Origin of the sequence: Burkholderia sp. FERM BP-3421, from assembly GCF_028657905.1 — a bacterium.
Classification (GTDB): domain Bacteria; phylum Pseudomonadota; class Gammaproteobacteria; order Burkholderiales; family Burkholderiaceae; genus Burkholderia.
On the sequence record NZ_CP117782.1, the window covers coordinates 3,218,158 to 3,236,578 of the forward strand.

Below are 18,421 nucleotides of genomic sequence, written 5' to 3' on the forward strand. Positions count from 1 at the left end.
TGCGGCACGCCGCGGCGCGGCGCACGGCGGCGCGTATGTCGCCGGCGCGGCGACGTCAGCCGAGGATCGTGCCGGGCGGCGCATAGAGGCCGGCGATCGACCAGGCCGGAGCCGGTTCGGACAGATGCTCGCCGCGCCGGCCGCCGTCGGGCAGGGTCGTCACGACGACCGGTTCCGACAGCTTCACGCGCAGCATCAGCCGGGGCGCGCCGTTGTCGGGCGTCATGTCGAAGGTCACGCCGGTCTCGCGTTCGTCGGTCCGCAGCGGCAGCGCCGGCTCGTGCTCGGCGAGCCACGCGACGAGGGCGATCGCGAACGGATCGGGATCGCCCGGCGCATCGCGCAGCGTGACGTTGAGCACGTAGCGGTATTCGAACGAGGGCGACGGCGCGCCGGTGGCGACGAGCGCGCCCTGCTCGATCGACACAGTGAGCTTGTCGGGCGACGCGCCCGCGGCGACGAGCGCACGGCGCAGACTGTCGGGTTTAATCATGGACGGACTCCTGGTCGGACTGGCAGACGACGATCGTGTCGACGACCGCCGCGCATTCGGCCCACGCGCTTTCGGCGCGGGCGAGCGCGGCGCGCAGATCACCGTTGTCGCGTAGTGAGGTCGCCGGCAGCGTGCAGCGGCTCGCCGGCGCGCATGAATTCAAGATAGGAGCCGGCGCCGGTGAAGGCGGGGTGCTCGTGCAGGCGCACAACATCATCAGGCAGGGCAGCAGACGCCCACTCGCGCAGCTTCGCATGGTCATTCTCGAGTCTCCGGTAAGCGCTTTCCCGCGCGGCGAGCGTCGCGCGGGCCGTGTCGCGCGTGTGTTCGAGCGCGGCGAGCCGGACGCGCGCGGCGGCTTCGAGTGCGCGGCGCGCGGCGAGTTCGCGGTCGCGGGCCGCGACCGCGGCTTCCGCCGTCAGGCGGGCGGTGCGGGCGGCGTCGAGTTCGGCGCGCAGCAGGCGCACGTAGGCGAGCGCGCCGCATGCGGCGGCGAGGGCGAGCAGCAGCGCGACGCCGCGCGACAGCCACGGGCTCATGCGGGGCGCGCGTACTGCGCGTAGACGCGCGCGAGCTTCGCGTCGTACTGATTGCGCGCGTAGTCCGGGCCGTTGTAGCCGCGCGCGAACGCGGCCCAGGCCTGGCGGCGCAGCGCGTCGAGCAGGGTCGGGTCCGCGCCCACGAAGCGCGCGAACGCGTCGAGCTGCTCGGCCGCGCCGGCGCGCATGCGCAGCACGAAATCGTCGATGCTCGCGTAGCCGAGCCGCGACCAGTGAAAGCCCATGATCTGGAACGCGCCCCAGCTGGCGGCTTCGTCGGCCGCGGCGAGATCGATCGCCTCGGCGCGCGCGAGGCGCGCGTATTCGGCGGCGCCGCCTGCATAGCCTCCCGGCGTGGTCGCGAGAATGTCCGGACAGGACGCGGCGAGCGGGGCGGGTGCGATGCCGCGCGCGGCGAGCCGTTTCCAGAACTGATGCCGTTCGAACAGGATGACGGGGCGGCCGTCGGGCAGGAAGCCGTTGCCGCGCGATTCGACCTCGGCGACGGCTCGGACGGCGGCGAGCGGCGCGTCCAGGCGCGCGGCGACGGCGGCGAGCTCCGCCGCTTCGAGCGGCGCCGGCTGGACCGCGCGTTCGAGCGCGATCCAGGTCGCGGGGCCGGCGATGCCGTCGACGGCGAGCGCGCGATCGCGTTGCAGCGCGATCACGGCGCTTTGCGTGACGGCGTCGAAGCGGCCGGTCGCGACGAGCGGATAGCCGGCGCGGGTCAGCTGGCGTTGCAGCAGGGCGACGTCCGGCCCGGCGTCGTTCAGGCGCACGGTCATCGCGCGCCCCGCAGGAGGCGCGCGACGTTGCCGCGCACGCCGAATACGAAGACACACAGCAGGGCGGCCCGCAGCGCCTCGACGGTCGAGATCCCGGCTTCGTGGACGAGCGCCTGGAACGCCGACCAGCCCGACACGACGACGAGCATCCACGCGACCCAGGCCACGCCGTGACGATGCCGAGCGCGACCGCGCCGATAGGTCAGCAGCCGCATGCAGACCAGCAGATAGGCGATGAAGGCGGCGAGTGCAGGCGGATTCTCGAGCATGGCAGGCTCACTTCCTGAACAACGAGAGCAGATCGAACGACTTGATGCGCTCGATCAGCTGCAGGGTGAAGGTGATCGCGAGTGCCGAGGCGAAGAAGGCGGCGACGCCGGTCGAATGGATCGGAGTCGCCTGGATGACCTCGGGGGCGGACTGATAGCCGACCGTGATCGAAATCAGCAGGTACGCGAAGCGTTGCAGGATCGACACGTCCTTCGACGTGACGACGACGAGCGCCGCACCGGTGAATGCGCCGAGCAGCGCGTTGCCGTCGATGCCGGGCATCAGGCCCGCGACGCCGATGGCGGCTGCTACGGAAAAGGTGGTGGTGCTCGGTTCGGCCATTGGCGCGGCTCCAGGGTTAATCGAAGAGTTGCAGGAGCGGGACCGGCTTTTGCGCGGCGGCAAGCTCGGGCATGTCGACCGCGACGCCGATGGGCAGCATGGGGCCGTGGTCGGCGAGGCCCGTGTTGTGTTCGAGCACGGCCTCGACCATGCCGCGCGTGCGGCCGTAGTGACGCCAGCACATGGCGTCGACGGTGTCCCCTTGTTGCGAACGGATGATCATCGGATCGGCTCCATGATGGAAAAGCGGTGCGCGTCGGTGACCGGCTCACGGGCGGCGGGCAGGGCGTGACGGTCAGGTCCGGCGCCCGCGCGCCGACGTCGCCGGGCCGGGCGGACAGCGTCGGAACGATGGTGCGGGGTGGGGCGTCGGGCGGCAACGGACGGCGTGCGTCGTGGCGGCGGGGACGCCGCGACGCGGCGCGGGTGCAGCGGAATTGCACCTTGGGTGGGGACGGGCAGGCTTGGGGGAGATTGGGTGAGCTTGGAGTTGCGGGCGGGGTGGGGTAAGGCGTTGATTTGTCTGGGGTTGGGGGCGAGCATCGTGCTCCGAAGGCAGGGGTTGCGAGGAGGGCGCTCGGTCGTCCTCCCGGCTGCCGGACAACGCGCGGGCGAGGGGTTGACGCGTCTGTCCGGCACCTCGGGCCGGGCCTATTTCCGCCTTGCCCGAGGGAGGCGGAATCGGCCCGGTGCGGCCGGCATGGACAGCCGGTGCAGCGGAGGCGTCTCCACCGCGATCCGCTTCACCCCAACTTCAGCAGATCCCGATACGCATCGATGTGCTGATACCCGGCCTGCCCGGTGAATTTTCGATAGTTGTGGCCTTCATTCTGCACGCCCTCGAGCCGATGCGAGGTGCCGCAATGGGTATATCCCAGATCGAGCGCGACGACATCCCGCACGATCTTCTTGATGTAATCCGGCGTGCCGATGTCGTGGTAAAGCGAATCGATCTGCTTCAGGTCGCTGCTGTTCCACGCGTGCGGAACGATATCGAGCGAATTCCACACGCGCGTCAGCTTGCCCTGCAGCACGCTGTCCGAATAGCGCGCGAAGGCCGCATTGCCGGCGGTCGCGCCGGCGAAGGCGTAACAGCTGAGATTCGCGGCCAGCTTGCCGAGTGTCTCGTGAAAGAGCAGCGCGAGCGTGGCCGCCATGGTGCCGCCGAGGCTGTGCCCGGTGATCGTCAGCCGGGCGGTGTCGGGAAGCGCGCTCAGCACATCGGTCAGCTTGCCCGTGCCCGGATTCAGCGAGGATGGGGTTGTCAGAACGGCTTGCAGGCCGATGTCCGTTGCCGGGGAAATCAGCGCGGGAGACGGGCAGCCCGAGACGTATTGCTGGAACGGGACGAGCGGAGGCAGCACGTCGAGATCCTCGAGACCGACTTCGAGCAGCGCGAGGAAGTTGGTTCCGCTCGTCGCGACCCGGTAATCGTCGGGGTCCTGCGTCCCCTGCAGGACGGCCGTGACGTTGGCGGGGAATCCGCTGGGGTCCATGTAGACGGAGGGTCCCCAGATGATCGTGTATTGGTCCCGGGTAAGGGACGAGGCCTTGAGTGCGGCCTGAATTTCCTTTTGCAGCAGAACCGGGGTGATGTTCATCTGGTTCTGCCCGACATTGGTCGCGTAGGCGAGGGTGAGATTGAGTTGAAGATCGTGGAAGACATCTCTCCGTGACATGATGAAACCTCCTGTCTCTCAAGGTGCGGTTGTCGGCCCGTTGCTCATGGGGCGTCGGTGAGTCCATGACGTGCCGACGCATCACGAGCCATGTCCTTGCCGTCATCGCCGACACGCATGAAGCATTTCAGTTTAGAAAGGCCTCGGCCCGGCGGCCCTACCATTTATCGGGGGAGAGGCCTCGCAGGCCCAATGAGGCTGGCCGCCGAACCGCGCACCGGGTTCTGGCTGCCCATTCCGGTAGTCGTGACCGGGCACGCAGCTTCGGAACGCTCCTTCAGGCGAATCAGCTTTTTCTTCGTGTCGCGCGCTTGCGTATTTGGATGGCCGCAAGGAATGTGCGCCGAATTGGGCTGAACAGGCTGGCAACAGAAACGCCGGGCAGTTTTTCAAAAACTAAAGTTGACTATTGATCTGTCGTTATAGGGAGGGCGTAAGGAAGCTGTCATGCGCGATGCAAGCGAGTCGATGCATGACGTCGATTCTTACGCGATGGAGCGTCGACGGTTCGCGGAATCGCAGGGCACGGCTTGCTGTGTGGTCCGGATGCGAAGACTGATTCGAGTATGGGGCCAAGCACCTTGCGCGAACCTCCCGCTCAACGCTTCGAAACCCAGTCGGGCATGAACCTTGAGAGGACTAGATCAATGCGTACGAAAATTGTCGCCGCACTGCTGGCGGTTGCCGTTCCCCTGGTAAGCAGCGCGGCGACGTCGATTCCGATCGACGCGCGCAACAACTGCATCACCGCCGTGTTCGGCCGCGCGCCGGGCGGCACACCGGCGCGCTTCCAGCTCACGCCGGGACGCTATGTCATTTCGCTCGTATCCAACAACATGAGCTGCGCCGGTGGCGGATTGGGCGGCGGCTGCCTGATCGACACCGTGTTCATGCAGGGCGGTTGGGGCACGGCTCACTGGGGCACCAACGCCACGGCGCATCCGTCGGTAATTGATGTCACCAATACCACGACGGATATGTACGCATACGTCAGCGACGACATTTGTTCCGACAATGCCGGCGGGGCGACGTTGCTGATCCAGCCGGCCAACTGAGCGCGCATTGCGCTTGCCGCGGGACGCGCCTCACGCATGGTTCCGGTGAGGCGGCAGGACAAGAGGCGCTTCGGCGCCTCTTGTCTTTTCGCCGACTCGGCGAACCATTGCGGGGCGGCCGTTGCGACACACCTGTTCTGCTTGCCGTGCCGGTGAACGCCGGAATGTCCGATAGATCCGGTCGCTTTTCCGATGAGGGCGACGCCGCCGTTGTTCCACGCATGCGGCACGATGCGCAACGAATGCCAGATCAGTTGGAACTCGCATCGTCGTCTTACTCTTCACGCCGTGTCGACCGAACCCGCCGGTCACTCGCCTCAGCGCGGGCTCGCCTTGCCGGATGCCGCTGCGAGGCGCGCCTCCGCCGGCGCGCTTTCATTCGAGAACCGGTCGAGCGCGGTGACCTCGTAGTGGTAGCCGCGATCGGCCCGCGCGGTCGCGTCGACATACTCGGCGCCGCGCACCGTCGCGAGCAGATGGCGCGCATCGCTGCGGTCGCACGCGGTGAGCGGCGTCTGCTCGCTGCGATAGATCGCATAGGCGGTCGCACCGGCCGCCGGGCGGGGCTGCCATTGCAGGCGTGCGCCGCCTGCGGCCCGTTCGACCTGAACCGTGTCGACCGGAGCGGGCGGCGACACACCGGGCGAAGCCATGACCGGCACGAGCGCGGGGCGCGAATACCATGTGCGGGTCAGCCGCGACATCGCGCCGAGCGAATCCGCGCGCACGTCCTTCGCGGAGAAGTAGATGTCGCCCTGCACCTCGGGCCAGGCGCGATTGGCCGCCAGATGCTTGCTCAATTCATCCGCATCGGCCCAGCCGGGCGACTGACGGGAAGGCTTGCCGACCTTGAAGGCGGCCTGCCCGATATAGAGATGGACGTCGCGCCCCCGCACCTGCTCGGCCCACCACGCCACGACCTGATCGTAGTCGGCGGCCGGGAAGCCCCGGGCCCAATAGACCTGCGGCGCGACGTAGTCGAGCCAGCCCTCGCGCACCCAGCGTCGGGTGTCGGCGTACAGATCGTCGTAGGTCTCGACGCCGGCCCGGGTCGGCGAACCGAGCGGATCGGTCGAGGCATTGCGCCACACCGCGAATGGTGACACGCCGAACTTCACCCAGGGCTTCGCCGCCTTGATGCGCTGCGCGAGTGCCTCGATGAAGCGATCGATGTTGTGGCGACGCCATGCGGCGAGCGTTGGAAAATCCGCGCCGTAGCGCGCGTAGGCGGCCGCGTCGTCGAAGGTCTTGCCTCTGACGGGATACGGGTAGAAGTAATCGTCGAGATGAACGCCGTCGATGTCATAGCGGCCGACCGCATCCATGATCGCGTCGATGACGAACGCGCGCGCGGCCGGAATCCCCGGGTTGTAGTAAAGCTTGCCGCCGTAGCGGACGATCCAGTCCGGATGCGCGCGCGCCGGATGCGTGGCGGCGAGCGTATCGACGCGGCTGCTCATGGCGAGCCGGAACGGATTGAACCAGGCGTGGAATTCGAGATTGCGCCGGTGCGCCTCGGCGACGGCGAACGCGAGCGGGTCGTAGCCGGGATCGGTGCCCTGCCTGCCGGTCAGATATGTCGACCAGGGTTCGAACGGCGACGGCCAGAACGCGTCCGCGGCCGGCCGCACCTGCACGATGACCGCGTTGTGATGCATGCGGGCCGCCTCGTCGAACCATCGGCGCAGCTCGTCCTGCTGCCGGGTGGCCGCGAGCCCGGGGCGGGAGGGCCAGTCGAGGTTCACGACCGAGGCGATCCAGGCGGCGCGGAATTGCCGCTTGGGCGTTGCGGCGTCCGGCGTACAGGATTGCGCCGGCGTATCCGGTGCGTTCGACGCGCTCGGCGCATGCGGCGCGCTTCGCGTGTCCGGCGGAGGCGCGCAGGCGCTGCTCGCGGAAAGCAGGAGCGCTGCTGCGACGCGACGGTACAGCGAGAGGGATGTCGAGTCGCTCGAGGGCGGCATGGCTCGTTCCGGGGATGAAGGGCATAAGGTGAGAAGACCTGTGATGTTCCGCGCAAGTTCCACGCCAAGGCGAGACCGCATTGTGCGGCAGCGAGAAACGGACCGCGGCGCCAGTGTCTCGTGTCACGCGCGCGCCATGCGATTCCAGGCCGTCAATACTTCGGAATGCAAATAAAAGCGAAGGACGGGTCGGCTCGCCGAAGGCTGGGGGCGACGCAGCCCGGCGCTGGGTCGAGGGCGGCTCGATCCGCCGCGGGGCAAGCTGGCCGGGCGCCGCGGCATGGGGCCGCGAGGCTGATGGAGCGGCAGTCGCTCGCGCCGTCGGCCGGCTCCTTTCTGTCGCCTCCGCCGCCCGGATCGCCACGGACGGACGCGCTTGACCGCGTCCCCTGCCGTTCGTCCCATTTACACCAAACCGTCACGACACGATGCTTAGCTCCGGATGACCGTCGGCGGCGAAGTCGCGAAGTCGCGAAGTCGCGAAGACGCGAAGACGCCGCGCTTTCGCCGCGGCATGACTGTCCTCACGCGCCGTCGCACGCTATAGTCGCGGATGTGACAGTTTCGTGACAAAACCTTGCATCGAGACCTGCTCACACGCCGCGCGCGCCGCAAGCCGCGCCGCGGCCGACTGACCAAGATCCAATCAGACTGTAGAGGAGCGCCCCACCCATGACCGACACCCCCGATCTTCCCGACGACGACACCCCCGCCGATCCCGACCGCCGCCGCGTATTGGGCGGCATGGCCGCGCTGGGCGCGAGCCTCGCGCTCACCGGCTGCGAAACCGCGCAGCTCGCGCCGCGTTCCGCCGCCGACCTGCGGTTCGACCAGCTGCTGCGCGACAAGGTGCGCAACATCGTGGTGATCTACGCGGAAAACCGCAGCTTCGTGAACCTGTACGGTCATTTCCCGGGTGTGCGCCATCCGCTCGCCGACGTGTCGCCGAACCAGGCGCTCCAGCTCGACCGCGACGGCAAGACGCCGCTGCCCACCCTGCCGAAGGTCTGGGGCGGGCTCGTGCCGCAGGCGCAGGAGATCGACGGCAAGCGCTACATGATCGCCGAGCGCGACATCCAGAACCTGCCGAACGCGCCGTTCCTGATCCGCGATGAGCAGGGCAAGCCGCTGCCGAACAACGTGATCACGCGCGACCTGTGGCATCGCTTCTACCAGAACCAGATGCAGATCAACGCGGGCCGCAACAACCAGTTCGCCGCGTGGGCGGATTCGGGCGGCCTCGTGATGGGCCACTACCGCAATTCGGCCGAGACGCTGCGCCTGTGGAACCTCGCGCGCCAGTACACACTGTGCGACAACTTCTTCATGGCCGCGTTCGGCGGTTCCTGGCTGAACCACATCTACCTGATCTCCGCGCAGACGCCGCTGTATCCCGACGTGCACACGAGCGCGGCCAAGCACCTGGTGTCGGTGGTCGACGGCGACGATCCGACGGGCACGCGCCTGAAGGTCGCGGCCGATTCGCCCGCGTCGGCGCTCGACGGTCCGCCGAAGTTCGAGCGCGACGGGGTCTTCACGCCGGACGGCTACGCGGTGAACACGATAGCGCCGCCGTACCAGCCGAGCTACGTGCCGCCGCCCGAGGGCGGCAATCCCGCCTACGCGGATCCGGCCGACCCGCGCGTGCTGCCGCCGCAAAGCTACGCGACGATCGGCGACCGGCTGTCGGAGAAGGGCGTCGACTGGGCGTGGTACGGCGGCGCGTGGCAGTACGCGCTCGAGCATCGGGACACGGGCGAGGTGCCCGATTTCCAGTATCACCACCAGCCGTTCAACTACTTCGTGAATTTCGCGCCGGGCACCGAGGCGCGCCGTCGCCACCTGCGCGACGCGGGCCTCGGCGACGATCCGTCGACCAACCACCTGCTCGCCGACATCGACGCGGGCCGCCTGCCCGCCGTCACGTTCTACAAGCCGCAGGGCAACCTGAACATGCACGCGGGCTACGCGGACATCGAATCGGGCGACCGCCACATCGCGACGGTGATCGAGCATATCCAGCGCGGGCCGCAGTGGGCGAACACGGTGATCGTCATGACCCACGACGAGAACGGCGGCTGGTGGGATCCGGCGACGCCGCCGCAGGGCGACCGCTGGGGCCCGGGTTCGCGGATCCCGGCGCTGGTGATCGCGCCGTTCGCGAAGAAAGGCCACGTCGATCACACGCTGTACGACACCAACTCGATCCTGCGCTTCATCAGCCGCGTGCACGGCCTCACGCCGCTCGACGGTGTGGCGTCGCGCGACAAGGCGTTCGCCGCGCGCGGCGCGACGCCGCCGGGGGATCTGACCCAGGCGCTCGAACTGGGTTGAGCACGGAGCGGGGCCGATCCGGCCGGCGGCGGTCGCCGTTGGCCGGGTGGCCGTGAGAAGCCTGCGCGCTCAGGCGTCGGCTGAAGCGGGCGCCCGGGCGACCGCTGCGGCCGTCGTCGCAACGAAGCGCCGGCAACTCGCGCGGAAATGATCGATCTTCGCCTCTTCGGCGGCGGCGAACCGCAGCGGCTCCATCGACCAGCTGTCGCGCGGCATGCGCTGACAGATCCGGTGATCCTCGTCGAATACCTGCCGGTTCACGCGGATCGTCGAATCGAAAAACGACCCCAGCAGATCGCTCGCATGGGGATCGGTCGCATGGGCCGCATAGAGGCGGCTCGTGAAGTGCGTGCGCGCGCCGTCGGCTGCGGGCAGGAAATGCTGTAGCGAATACGAGTACCCGTAAGTCGACGAGATCATCGTGAACGGGAACAGATAGAGGCTCATGTAGCCGTCGTACGCGTCGTCGATCATGAAGAAACGTCGCAGCTTCGCGAGCCGGCTGTTCAGCCGAGCCTCACCGAGCGGCGCATACCATGCGCTGTTGTCGCCGTCGAAGCGGTTCTCGCCGGCTTCGAGCCGCAGGGTCGCGAGCGTGTCCTGGTGAACCGCATCGATGTGGCAGGGCTCCAGTGCATTCTCGATCGCGAGTGGCCAGTAGCACGCGTAGTCGTAGCGGTTCAGGTCGAGCCGGCCGGCAATATTGAACGACAGGCTCTCGAGCGTGGCGGCGAACGCGCCGAGCTGGGTCGAGAGATCGGTGCGCGGTTGCTTCGCGAAGAACAGGAAGTCGCCGCACCAGTCGATCCGAAAGCGGCGCAGCGCGGCGTGTGCGAGCTGGCAGGCGTCGAAGCGTTCGCGGCCGGGCACGATCAGCTCGCCGCGACGATAGGTCCAGCCATGATAGGCACAGGTCGCCGGTTGGTTGCCGCTGTCGCCGACATAGAGACGCGCGCCGCGATGCGGGCAGCGATTGTCGAACGCGACCAGGTTGCCCGCGTCGTTGAACAGCACGATTTCACCCGCCGCGCTGTCGAAGCGCAGATAATCGCCATCGGCCGGCAACTCGCGCCGGTGACAGCCGAGGTGCCAGTAGTGGCCGATCAGTGCGGTGTCGAATTCCATGCTGAGTGGGGTCGTCAGAGTCGTTTGGCGGGCGTCGTGTAGACCACCGCCTGTTCCGGCACGGCGCGCATCACGGTCGCACCCGCGCCGACCTTGGCCCCGGCGCCGATCTTCACGCGCGGCAACACGCGTGCGCCGGAACCGAAGAACGCGGCGTCGCCGACCTCGACCCCACCCGTCAAGTCGACGTGGGCGCTCAGTGTCGAATACGCGCCGACCCGCACATCATGGCCGATGGTGCTGTGCAGGTTGACGGCAACGAAATCGCCGATCCGCGCGTCCGCCGAGATCACCGTGTACGGGCACAACACCACGCCCTCGCCGAGTTGCGCGGTGCGCGCGACGAGCGCACTCGGGTGCCGGAAGCCGGCGAACACGGCGCCGCGCGCGCGCAGGCGCGCCACCACGTCGCGCTTCGCGGCGGGATCGCCGATCGCCGCGAGCAGCGCTTCGTCCGCGCGCGGCGTATAGGCATCGAGGTCGCCCCGCCATTCGAGATCGTAGGCAAAACCGCCCAGCGCATCCGGATTCGCGTCAAGGAATCCGCTGATACGTGGTCCAGCGCCGCGCTCGGCGGCGTCGTCCACCCAGTTGATCAGTTCGCGGGCGAACGCGCCGCAGCCGGCCACCACCAGTCGCGCGGCCATCAGCGCACCCGGTAGCCGCCGTCCACCGCGAGCGCGGTGCCGGTGATCCAGCGGCTCGCGCCGCTCAGCAGGAACAGCACGGCGTGCGCGACGTCGTCCGGTTCGCCGAAGCCGAGCAGGTGGCTCTGCTCGTAGGCAGCCACCGCGTCGTCAGGGCTGCCTTGGGTGAGTCGCGCATGCATTGCCGTCTTCACCGCACCCGCGGAGATCGAATTGACCCGGATCCGCCTCGCGGCGAGTTCGCAGGCGAGCGAACGCACGAGGCCGTCGACGCCGGCTTTCGCGGCCGAATACGCGGTCATCCCGACCTGTCCGGTCACGCCGGCGACCGACGACATCAGCACCACCGAACCGCCGTCGCTCATCACATCCTTGCGGCTGACCGCCCGCGCGATCCCGAACGCCGCATACAGGCTGCTGCCGAACACCTGGTCGAGCTGGGCCTGACGTGTCATGCGGGCCGGCCGGATCAGCTCGGTCCCCGCCGCGTGGAATATACCGGCGAACGAACCATGCAATTCGGCGAGCTGGCCCGTCCAGTCCGCGGCCGGGTCCGCCTGGTCGAGCGCGGCGGGCGCCGCGACATGGCCGTCGCCCGGCAGCGCGGCGACCGCGGCGTCGAGCCGTGCGGCGTCGCGGCCGCCGGCGATCACGCGGCCGCCGGCGCGGGCGATGGCCTGCGCGGCGGCCTGACCGATGCCGGACGACGCGCCGGTGACGAGATAGGTGCCGCCCGCGAGGCAGCGTTCGGAAAAGTAGGTCATAGATCGAGGGTGTCGATGACGCGCAGCGGCCCCACGGCGAGCGACGCGGAGGCCCATGAGTAGCCGACGCCGAAGCCGAACATCGCGAGTTCGAGCGGGCGCACCGCCAGCTCGGCCCGAAGGTCGGTCGTCATCAGCAACGGAATCGACGCGCAGCTCGTGTTGCCGTAGCGGGCAATGTTCGACGGCACCTTCGCGGCCGGCAGGCCGGCCTTCTTCGCGAGGTGCTTGAGCATGAACTGGTTCGCCTGATGGAACAGGAAGGCGTCGTAGGCGCCGGGCTCGCGTCCCGCATGCGCGAACGTGTGCGCAACGAGCGGCGGCACGCCCTGCAGCGTGAAGTTGAAGATCTCGCCGCCGTCCATGAACAGATGGCGCGGCGAGCGTTCCGCGAAGCGCGGATCGGCAGTCGTATCGTAGTCGCCGAATGCGCCCGACGGCACGATCAGGTTGGTGGCGCCGCGTCCGTCCGAACCGATCACGAAGTGTGCGACGTCGTCCGGCGTGCCGGCCTCGAGCGCGGTGACGGTGCACGCGTCGCCGAACAACAGGCTGGTCGAGCGGTCGTCCGGGTCGATCAGCTTGCTGATCGTGTCGCCGACGGCCAGCAGCACGCGCCGCGCCGCGCCGCTCTGGATCAGGTTCATCCCGAGCCACAGCGCCTGCGGATAGCCGGAGCAGCCGAGATTGACGTCGAGTGCAAGGCAGGTGGCCGGCAGGCCCCAGTCGCGTTGCAGCACGAATGCGGTGGCCGGCAGCCGGTACTCGGGCGTCTGCGACACGAACAGCACGGCATCGACGCTGCCCGGCTCCCAGTCGAGGCCGGCAAGGAGCCGCTTGCCCGCCGCGAGGCACAGGCTGCCGGTCGACTGCCCGGGGCTTGCCCAGCGGCGACGCTCGACGCCGATCATCTTGATCACGTCGCGCACCGGGCCGGCACCGAAGCGGGCGTCGAACACGTCGTTGCCGATCTCGCGCGCGGGCAGCGCCGACACCAGGCCCGCGATTCGCGCGCCTCGGGTGTGCAGCGCGCGTCCCGCGGCGGCTTGCGCGGACATCGTCAGCCCTTCTGCGCTGCGATCAGCGCCTCGATGTCGGCGACCGTCTTGCAGTTGCCGAGCGCCTGGCCGTTCAGCAACACGCCGAAGCAATCGTCCGCGAGCGCGATGGTCGATACGATCGCGAGCGAATCCCAGTTGTGCGCGACGAGATCGAACTCGGGCGTGATGCCGGCGGCGTCGATCTCGAAGACTTCGGCCAACCCTTCGTAGAAGGCCTTCACGTCGACGAGTCCATCGTTCAATGCATTCATGTTGCGCTCCTGCTAGTAATCCAAAAGACAGCCGGCCCACGAGTAGCCGACGCCGAAACCCAGCAACATCAGGCGCTGTCCGCGCGACAGGGTGCCCGCGTCGCGCATCTGCTCGAGTGCGAGCGGGATGGTCGACGACACCGTGTTGCCGCAGTGCTCCATCAGGATGGGAAATTTGTGCTCGGGGATCTTCATCTTCTTGCGCAATGCTTCGAGCATGAAGCGGTTGGCCTGGTGCAGCACGTAGAAATCGATGTCGTCCCGGTCCGCGCCGCTGCGCTCGAGCAGCCGTTCGGCGGCGCGCGGCACCTCGGCGAGCGAGAACGCCATGACCTCGGCGCCGTTCATGTACAGGTGCGCGTCGGTGCGCCGGTTGCCGGACGCGTCCTCGTACGCCTGCATGCCGGCCGCATCGAGCGGCGTGCGGAACAGGCCGGCCTTCACGATCAGGTTCGGCGCGCCGCGTCCGTCGGTGCCGAACACGAACGGGCCGATGCTGCCCGCACCGTCGTCGGCGGCGGTGATCGCGGTGGCCGTCGCACCGTCGCCGAACAGCGTGCGCACGCTCTTGTCGTACGGATGGATGTACTTCGAATATGTGTCGGCCGTGAGCAGCAGCACGCAGCGCGCGGCGCCCGTTTCCACCAGCCCCTTCGCGAGCGACAGGCCGTAGACATAGCCGGAGCAGCCGAGGTTGACGTCGAACGCGCCGGCGTGGGTCGGGATGCCGAGACGCTGTTGCAGGATGCAGGCGGAGGACGGCAGGACATAGTCCGGCGCCTGGGTGCACAGGATCACGAAATCGACCTGCTCGGCCGCGACCGCGCCCCGCGCGAACAGGCGTCGTGCTGCCGCATATGCGAGATCCGCGGCCGTTTCGTCGGCGCCCGCCAGATGACGGGTCCGGATGCCGGTCTTCGCCAGGATCTTGTCGGCAGGCCATTCCGGGTAGAGCGCGGCGAGCGCATCGTTCGTCAACGCCGCTTCCGGCAGATGGCCGGCGAGGTCGCGCAGAACCGCGCGCGGCGATCGGTCGGCGTGGTCGGTGCGGATCATCGCGCCGAGTCCGTGTGCTCGCGCGTGCCGTGCCGTGGGGGCAGCGGCGTCATGCGCGACCGTCCGCGATCAGGTCGATGATCCGCATCAGCGATGCGTCGTCGAGCGCGGGGTAGATCGGCAGGCACAGCACGCGTGCGGCGGTTTCGCGCGCAACGGGCAGGCCGTCGGGTTGCGCCGACGGCAGGCCGCGATAGTTCGGGAAATCCGAGATCAGCGGATAGAAATAGCGGCGCGTGTAGATGCCGTGATCGCGCAGCTTCTGGTAGAGCGCGTCGCGCGTCAGCGGATACGCGTCGTCGACGAGGATCGGAAAGTAGGCGTAGTTGCCGACCTTCACGTCGAGGGCCGGCAGGGATCGGATGCCGGCCACGTCGCCAAGCCGTTCGCGGTAGATCGCATCGATGCGTGCGCGGCGCGTCAGCGCTTCGTCGACGTGCTTGAGCTGGAGCAGCCCGAACGCGGCATTGATCTCGCTCATCTTGCCGTTGATCCCGGCCGCGACCACCGTGACCTCGTCGACGAAGCCGAAGTTTTTCAGGTGATCGATGTGCCGCTTGGTCTTCGCATCGGGACAGATGATCGCGCCGCCTTCGAAGGTGTTGAACACCTTCGTCGCATGGAAGCTGAGGATCGACATGTCGCCGTGCTCGAGCACGCTGCCGCTCGCGGTCCGGACACCGAACGCGTGCGCGGCGTCGTAGATCACCTTCAGGTTGTAGTTGTCGGCGATGCGCTGGATCGCCTCGACGTCGCATGGCCGGCCGTAGCAGTGCACGGGCATGATCGCGGTCGTTTGCGGCGTGATCGCCTCCTCGATCCTGGCCGGATCGAGGTTCAGCGTGACCGGGTCGATGTCGACGAACACGGGATTGATGCCGTTCCACAGCAGCGAGTGGGCGGTCGCGACGAAGGAATAGGGCGTCGTGATGACCTCGCCCGTCACGCGCAGCGCCTGCAGCGCGGTGACGAGCGCGAGCGTGCCGTTGGTGAACAGCGACAGATGGCGCACGCCGAGGTACTCGCACAGCGCGCGCTCCAGCTGTTCGTGGAACGGGCCGCCGTTGGTGAGCGTCCTGGTTTCCCAGATCTGCTCGAGATACGGCATGAATTCCTCGAGCGGCGGCAGGTACGGCTGGGTGACGTAGATCGGCGCCTGGGCTTCCAGTTCGATCTGGCGCAGGGGCAGGGCGTTCACTTGGATTCTCCGTCGAGTTCGGGGCGCGGCGTCACGCTGAAGCTTTCGGGCGGCAGCTCGTCGCACCAGCGGCGCCACATGGTCCTGAACGCGTCCGCGATGTTGCGTCCGACGACTTCAGGCTGGAATGCAGGACTTGCCTGGCAGCGCGAACGCAGTTCTCCACGCACGCGTGCGAGCGTATCGACATCGCGTGCGGCGGCGACGCCCTTCGCGACGAAATCATCGGCGTCGGCGGCGATGAACGCATCGAGGCCGACGTGCGACATCCAGGTCGCGCCCGAGCGGCTCGGCAGGGTGTCGCCCTCGATCGTGAGCGTCGGCACGCCCATCCACAGCGAATGGAGCACGGTGGTCGAGCCGTTGTAGGGGAACGTGTCGAGGCAGATGTCGATCTGGTGGTGCTGCTGCAGGTAGACGATCGTCGCGGAACGTGTCAGGAAGTCGAGGCGTTCGCGCCCGATGCCGGCCTGCTCGAACCAGCCGACCAGCTCGTCCTGGCCACCCTCGGGCGGAATGCCGCCAAGCACCATGCGCGCATTGGGCAGCGCGTGCAGCAGGCGCGCCCAGACCGCGATCACATCGGCGCGCAGCTTGTTGAGACGGTTGAAGCTGCCGAACGTGACATAGCCGTTGTGCCGCGCGGGCAGGAGGTTGACGGGCGGCGCCTGGCGTTCTGGCTCGAAGGCGGCGGCGGCCTGCAGGCGCACGATCTTCTCGCTGAACTGCTGCTCGACCGGCCCCGGCGGAATCGCGAAGCGGTCCGCGAAGTAATAGTCCATCGCGTCGAGGCCGGTGGTCCCCGGATATCCGATGAAGCTGACCTGCACGGGCGCAGGCTTGCGTGCGAAGGTCAGGAGCCGGTTGCGCCCGGTGTGCCCCGACAGGTCGACGAGGATGTCGATGCGGTCGTCGCGGATCTGTCGGCACAGTTTGTCGTCCGACAGGGTGGACACGTCGCGCCACGCGCTCGCATGGCCTTTCAACCCGGCCGTCACGTAATCGGTGAGCACGTGGTTGTAATAGAAGTACAGCGACAGATCACCTTCGCGCTTGAGCGGGCCGAGCAGCGGCGTCAGGTACGACGCGACCGCGTGCTTGAACAGGTCGCCGGACACGAAGCCAATGCGCAGCGGACGCGCCGGATCACGGCGATTCGGGTGCGGGGTCCAGCGCGCGCGCAGCGGCGCCTCGTGGCGCGCCGCGAATCCGCGATGCTCGGCGGCGAGCGCGGCGACGTCGATGTTGATCTGGTGAGTGAGGCTGAACAGCAGGCTGCTGTGCGCGCCGGCATCCGAGGGATTCAGTTCGCACGCGCGCCGGAAGTAGGGCTCGGCCTCGGTAGGCGAGCCGTTGTGGTCGAACAGCATCACGGCAAGCGAGCTGTACATCGATTCGTTGTTCGGCGCGAGTTCGATCGCGCGCAGGCCGTAGGTGCGCGCTTCATCCACGCGGCCGAGCCCGCCGAGCAGCGTGCACATCAGGCGGTTCGCCTCCGGCATGTCGGGCGCAAGCTCGAAGATCTGGCGGCATTGCCGTTCTGCGTCCGCGAACTGGTTCAGGAGGCGCAGCCCATCGGCCAGCAGCAGCCGGCACTGCGTGTCGTCGGGGAGCAAGGTGAGGGTTCGCACGAACGCCTCGCGGGCCGGCTCCGTCTGCCCGCTGCGATGCAGCGCCAGCCCCAGCACGCGCCATGCGGGACCATGCGCGGGAAAGCGCCGGGTCAGCGTGCGCGCCAGCTTGATCGCGTCCTCGTCGCGGCCCTTGTTGTAGAGCGTGGCGAGGCGGTTCATGTCCTGCGGGTTCGGCCGGCGCACGCTGGCCGCAGGCTCCGACGCGGAGGCTTCCGCGGTATCCGGCATGGACGGGAGGTCGAGCGGCGTGCTCAGCGTGAAGCGCATCGGCGAGGGCGTGCCCTCGACCGAATTCGACAGGCGCAGCATCAGCAGGTTGAGCGTCTGGCCGCCGACGCCGCGCTGCTGCGCCAGATTGACCGCCGTCCAGCCGGCGGCGATCATGCCCGCCTCGATCAGCGCGTTGATGTAGCCGAACCAGTAGCTCTCGTCATTCGGCGCGCTGCCGAGCGCGATCTCGAAGTGCGGCAGCGCGTCGGCCGGCGCGCCGGTCCGGACCTTCAGCATGGCGAGCCCATAGTGCGCCTGCGGCTGCTCGGGCAGTGCGCCGAGAATTGCCTCATAGAGCGCCTGCGCGTCATCGAACGCGCCCTGCTGGTGCTGCTCTATCGCGCTTTGCAGCACCAGTGCGATGTCGGCGGCCTGCTGGGCTTCGGGAGACAGCGGGGAGGAGGTCGGGACGGACAAGGTGGCCATGGGCATGACGGAATGAGCGAGTTCACCTGATTATCGGCGCCGCCCCCCGAGCCTGAAGCGCGGAGCTAACCCCAAATCCCCCGTCAGTTTGCCGCATGGTCAATCTGTCCCGATTTTTGCTCCGGCATAAAAAAAGGCCCGCACGAGGCGGGCACGGAGGCGAACGAGCACGCGTCTACACGCGTGATTTATTGTTGTCAGGGGAAGCGGCGTTCAGAACCGCGCGGCGGCCTGCTGGTAGGCGCTGGCCGCATTGGCGCGCGCCATCGCGGCGCGGTATTCGGTCTGCAGCTCGGTCTGGGTCGTCTGCGCGTTGTCGAACACGGCCGCGTCGAGCGTCTGGATCTGCCGCACGAGCTCGAGCGACGCGCTCGTCTGCTCGGCCGTGATCGACATCAGGTACGGGGACCGCACGTCGATCAGGCGCGCGGCCTCCGACCAGTCGGCCAGCCGGGCCGCCTGGTCGATGGCGCGCGTCAGCTCCAGTACGTATTGCACCAGCGAAGTCTGGTCCATGGAATCGCTCCT

Annotated in this window: 20 protein-coding genes; 3 read left to right on the forward strand and 17 right to left on the reverse strand. The window is 68.2% G+C overall.

Going from position 1 to position 18,421, the window contains the following annotated elements; translation table 11 throughout:
* Positions 1-55: 55 nt before the first annotated feature.
* Positions 56-493, reverse strand: coding sequence for a phage tail protein (locus Bsp3421_RS30595; RefSeq protein WP_274000279.1), 438 nt, complete (start codon positions 491-493; stop codon positions 56-58).
* Complete coding sequence (gene lysC, locus Bsp3421_RS30600) at positions 486-755, reverse strand: Rz1-like lysis system protein LysC (RefSeq protein WP_274000281.1); 270 nt, start codon at positions 753-755, stop codon at positions 486-488. The genes Bsp3421_RS30595 and lysC overlap by 8 nt, the downstream gene beginning before the upstream one ends.
* On the opposite strand from lysC, the gene Bsp3421_RS30605 reads away from it, so the two are divergent.
* On the forward strand, positions 748-1,056 hold the full coding sequence (locus Bsp3421_RS30605; protein WP_274000283.1) for a hypothetical protein: 309 nt from the start codon (positions 748-750) through the stop codon (positions 1,054-1,056). The genes lysC and Bsp3421_RS30605 overlap by 8 nt on opposite strands.
* On the opposite strand, the gene Bsp3421_RS30610 is transcribed toward Bsp3421_RS30605, so the two are convergent.
* The 5 genes from Bsp3421_RS30610 to Bsp3421_RS30630 all read right to left on the reverse strand — a co-directional run bounded on the left by Bsp3421_RS30610 (position 1,029) and on the right by Bsp3421_RS30630 (position 4,030).
* Positions 1,029-1,817 carry an N-acetylmuramidase family protein gene (locus Bsp3421_RS30610; RefSeq protein ID WP_274000284.1) on the reverse strand — a complete coding sequence of 263 codons (789 nt, stop codon included), beginning with the start codon at positions 1,815-1,817 and terminating at the stop codon, positions 1,029-1,031. The two genes, Bsp3421_RS30605 and Bsp3421_RS30610, sit on opposite strands and share 28 nt — an antisense overlap.
* A complete protein-coding gene (locus Bsp3421_RS30615; protein ID WP_274000285.1) occupies positions 1,814-2,086 on the reverse strand; it encodes a phage holin family protein in 273 nt (90 codons plus the stop codon). Before Bsp3421_RS30615 ends, Bsp3421_RS30610 begins: the two co-directional genes overlap by 4 nt.
* Positions 2,087-2,093: 7 nt before the next feature.
* Positions 2,094-2,429 (reverse strand): putative holin, encoded by a 336-nt coding sequence (locus Bsp3421_RS30620; RefSeq protein ID WP_252986944.1) that lies wholly within the window; start codon positions 2,427-2,429, stop codon positions 2,094-2,096.
* A 16-nt stretch (positions 2,430-2,445) separates the two neighbouring features.
* Positions 2,446-2,652: a tail protein X gene (locus tag Bsp3421_RS30625; RefSeq protein WP_274000289.1), complete on the reverse strand. Its 207-nt coding sequence runs from the start codon at positions 2,650-2,652 to the stop codon at positions 2,446-2,448.
* A 520-nt stretch (positions 2,653-3,172) separates the two neighbouring features.
* Entirely contained in the window at positions 3,173-4,030 is an 858-nt protein-coding gene (locus tag Bsp3421_RS30630) for a lipase family protein (RefSeq protein ID WP_274000291.1), read from the reverse strand.
* A gap of 725 nt (positions 4,031-4,755) precedes the next feature.
* Here Bsp3421_RS30630 and Bsp3421_RS30635 point away from each other — a divergent pair.
* Complete coding sequence (locus Bsp3421_RS30635; RefSeq protein ID WP_274000292.1) at positions 4,756-5,163, forward strand: hypothetical protein; 408 nt, start codon at positions 4,756-4,758, stop codon at positions 5,161-5,163.
* 317 nt (positions 5,164-5,480) lie between these two features.
* Here the strand turns inward: Bsp3421_RS30635 and Bsp3421_RS30640 are convergent, their stop codons facing one another.
* Positions 5,481-7,127 (reverse strand): glycoside hydrolase family 10 protein, encoded by a 1,647-nt coding sequence (locus Bsp3421_RS30640; RefSeq protein WP_274000294.1) that lies wholly within the window; start codon positions 7,125-7,127, stop codon positions 5,481-5,483.
* Positions 7,128-7,799: 672 nt separating this feature from the next.
* Between Bsp3421_RS30640 and Bsp3421_RS30645 the strand changes: the two genes are divergently transcribed.
* Positions 7,800-9,461: an acid phosphatase gene (locus tag Bsp3421_RS30645; protein ID WP_274000295.1), complete on the forward strand. Its 1,662-nt coding sequence runs from the start codon at positions 7,800-7,802 to the stop codon at positions 9,459-9,461.
* Positions 9,462-9,530: 69 nt separating this feature from the next.
* Here the strand turns inward: Bsp3421_RS30645 and Bsp3421_RS30650 are convergent, their stop codons facing one another.
* From Bsp3421_RS30650 to fliT, 9 genes are all read right to left on the reverse strand, one after another.
* A complete protein-coding gene (locus Bsp3421_RS30650) occupies positions 9,531-10,586 on the reverse strand; it encodes an aromatic ring-hydroxylating oxygenase subunit alpha (RefSeq protein ID WP_274000297.1) in 1,056 nt (351 codons plus the stop codon).
* A gap of 14 nt (positions 10,587-10,600) precedes the next feature.
* Positions 10,601-11,233, reverse strand: a complete 633-nt coding sequence (locus tag Bsp3421_RS30655; RefSeq protein ID WP_274000298.1) for a NeuD/PglB/VioB family sugar acetyltransferase — start codon at positions 11,231-11,233, stop codon at positions 10,601-10,603.
* Entirely contained in the window at positions 11,233-11,997 is a 765-nt protein-coding gene (locus tag Bsp3421_RS30660) for an SDR family NAD(P)-dependent oxidoreductase (RefSeq protein ID WP_274000301.1), read from the reverse strand. The genes Bsp3421_RS30655 and Bsp3421_RS30660 overlap by 1 nt, the downstream gene beginning before the upstream one ends.
* Positions 11,994-13,055 (reverse strand): ketoacyl-ACP synthase III, encoded by a 1,062-nt coding sequence (locus tag Bsp3421_RS30665; RefSeq protein WP_274000304.1) that lies wholly within the window; start codon positions 13,053-13,055, stop codon positions 11,994-11,996. The genes Bsp3421_RS30660 and Bsp3421_RS30665 overlap by 4 nt, the downstream gene beginning before the upstream one ends.
* A gap of 2 nt (positions 13,056-13,057) precedes the next feature.
* Positions 13,058-13,279 carry an acyl carrier protein gene (locus Bsp3421_RS30670; protein ID WP_274004413.1) on the reverse strand — a complete coding sequence of 74 codons (222 nt, stop codon included), beginning with the start codon at positions 13,277-13,279 and terminating at the stop codon, positions 13,058-13,060.
* Between the two features lie 42 nt (positions 13,280-13,321).
* Complete coding sequence (locus tag Bsp3421_RS30675; RefSeq protein ID WP_274000305.1) at positions 13,322-14,365, reverse strand: ketoacyl-ACP synthase III; 1,044 nt, start codon at positions 14,363-14,365, stop codon at positions 13,322-13,324.
* A gap of 49 nt (positions 14,366-14,414) precedes the next feature.
* Entirely contained in the window at positions 14,415-15,563 is a 1,149-nt protein-coding gene (gene vioA, locus Bsp3421_RS30680; protein WP_274000307.1) for a dTDP-4-amino-4,6-dideoxy-D-glucose aminotransferase VioA, read from the reverse strand.
* A complete protein-coding gene (locus Bsp3421_RS30685) occupies positions 15,560-17,893 on the reverse strand; it encodes a tetratricopeptide repeat protein (protein ID WP_274000308.1) in 2,334 nt (777 codons plus the stop codon). The genes vioA and Bsp3421_RS30685 overlap by 4 nt, the downstream gene beginning before the upstream one ends.
* A 213-nt stretch (positions 17,894-18,106) precedes the next feature.
* Positions 18,107-18,409, reverse strand: coding sequence for a flagellar protein FliT (gene fliT / locus Bsp3421_RS30690; protein WP_274000310.1), 303 nt, complete (start codon positions 18,407-18,409; stop codon positions 18,107-18,109).
* Positions 18,410-18,421 lie beyond the last annotated feature (12 nt).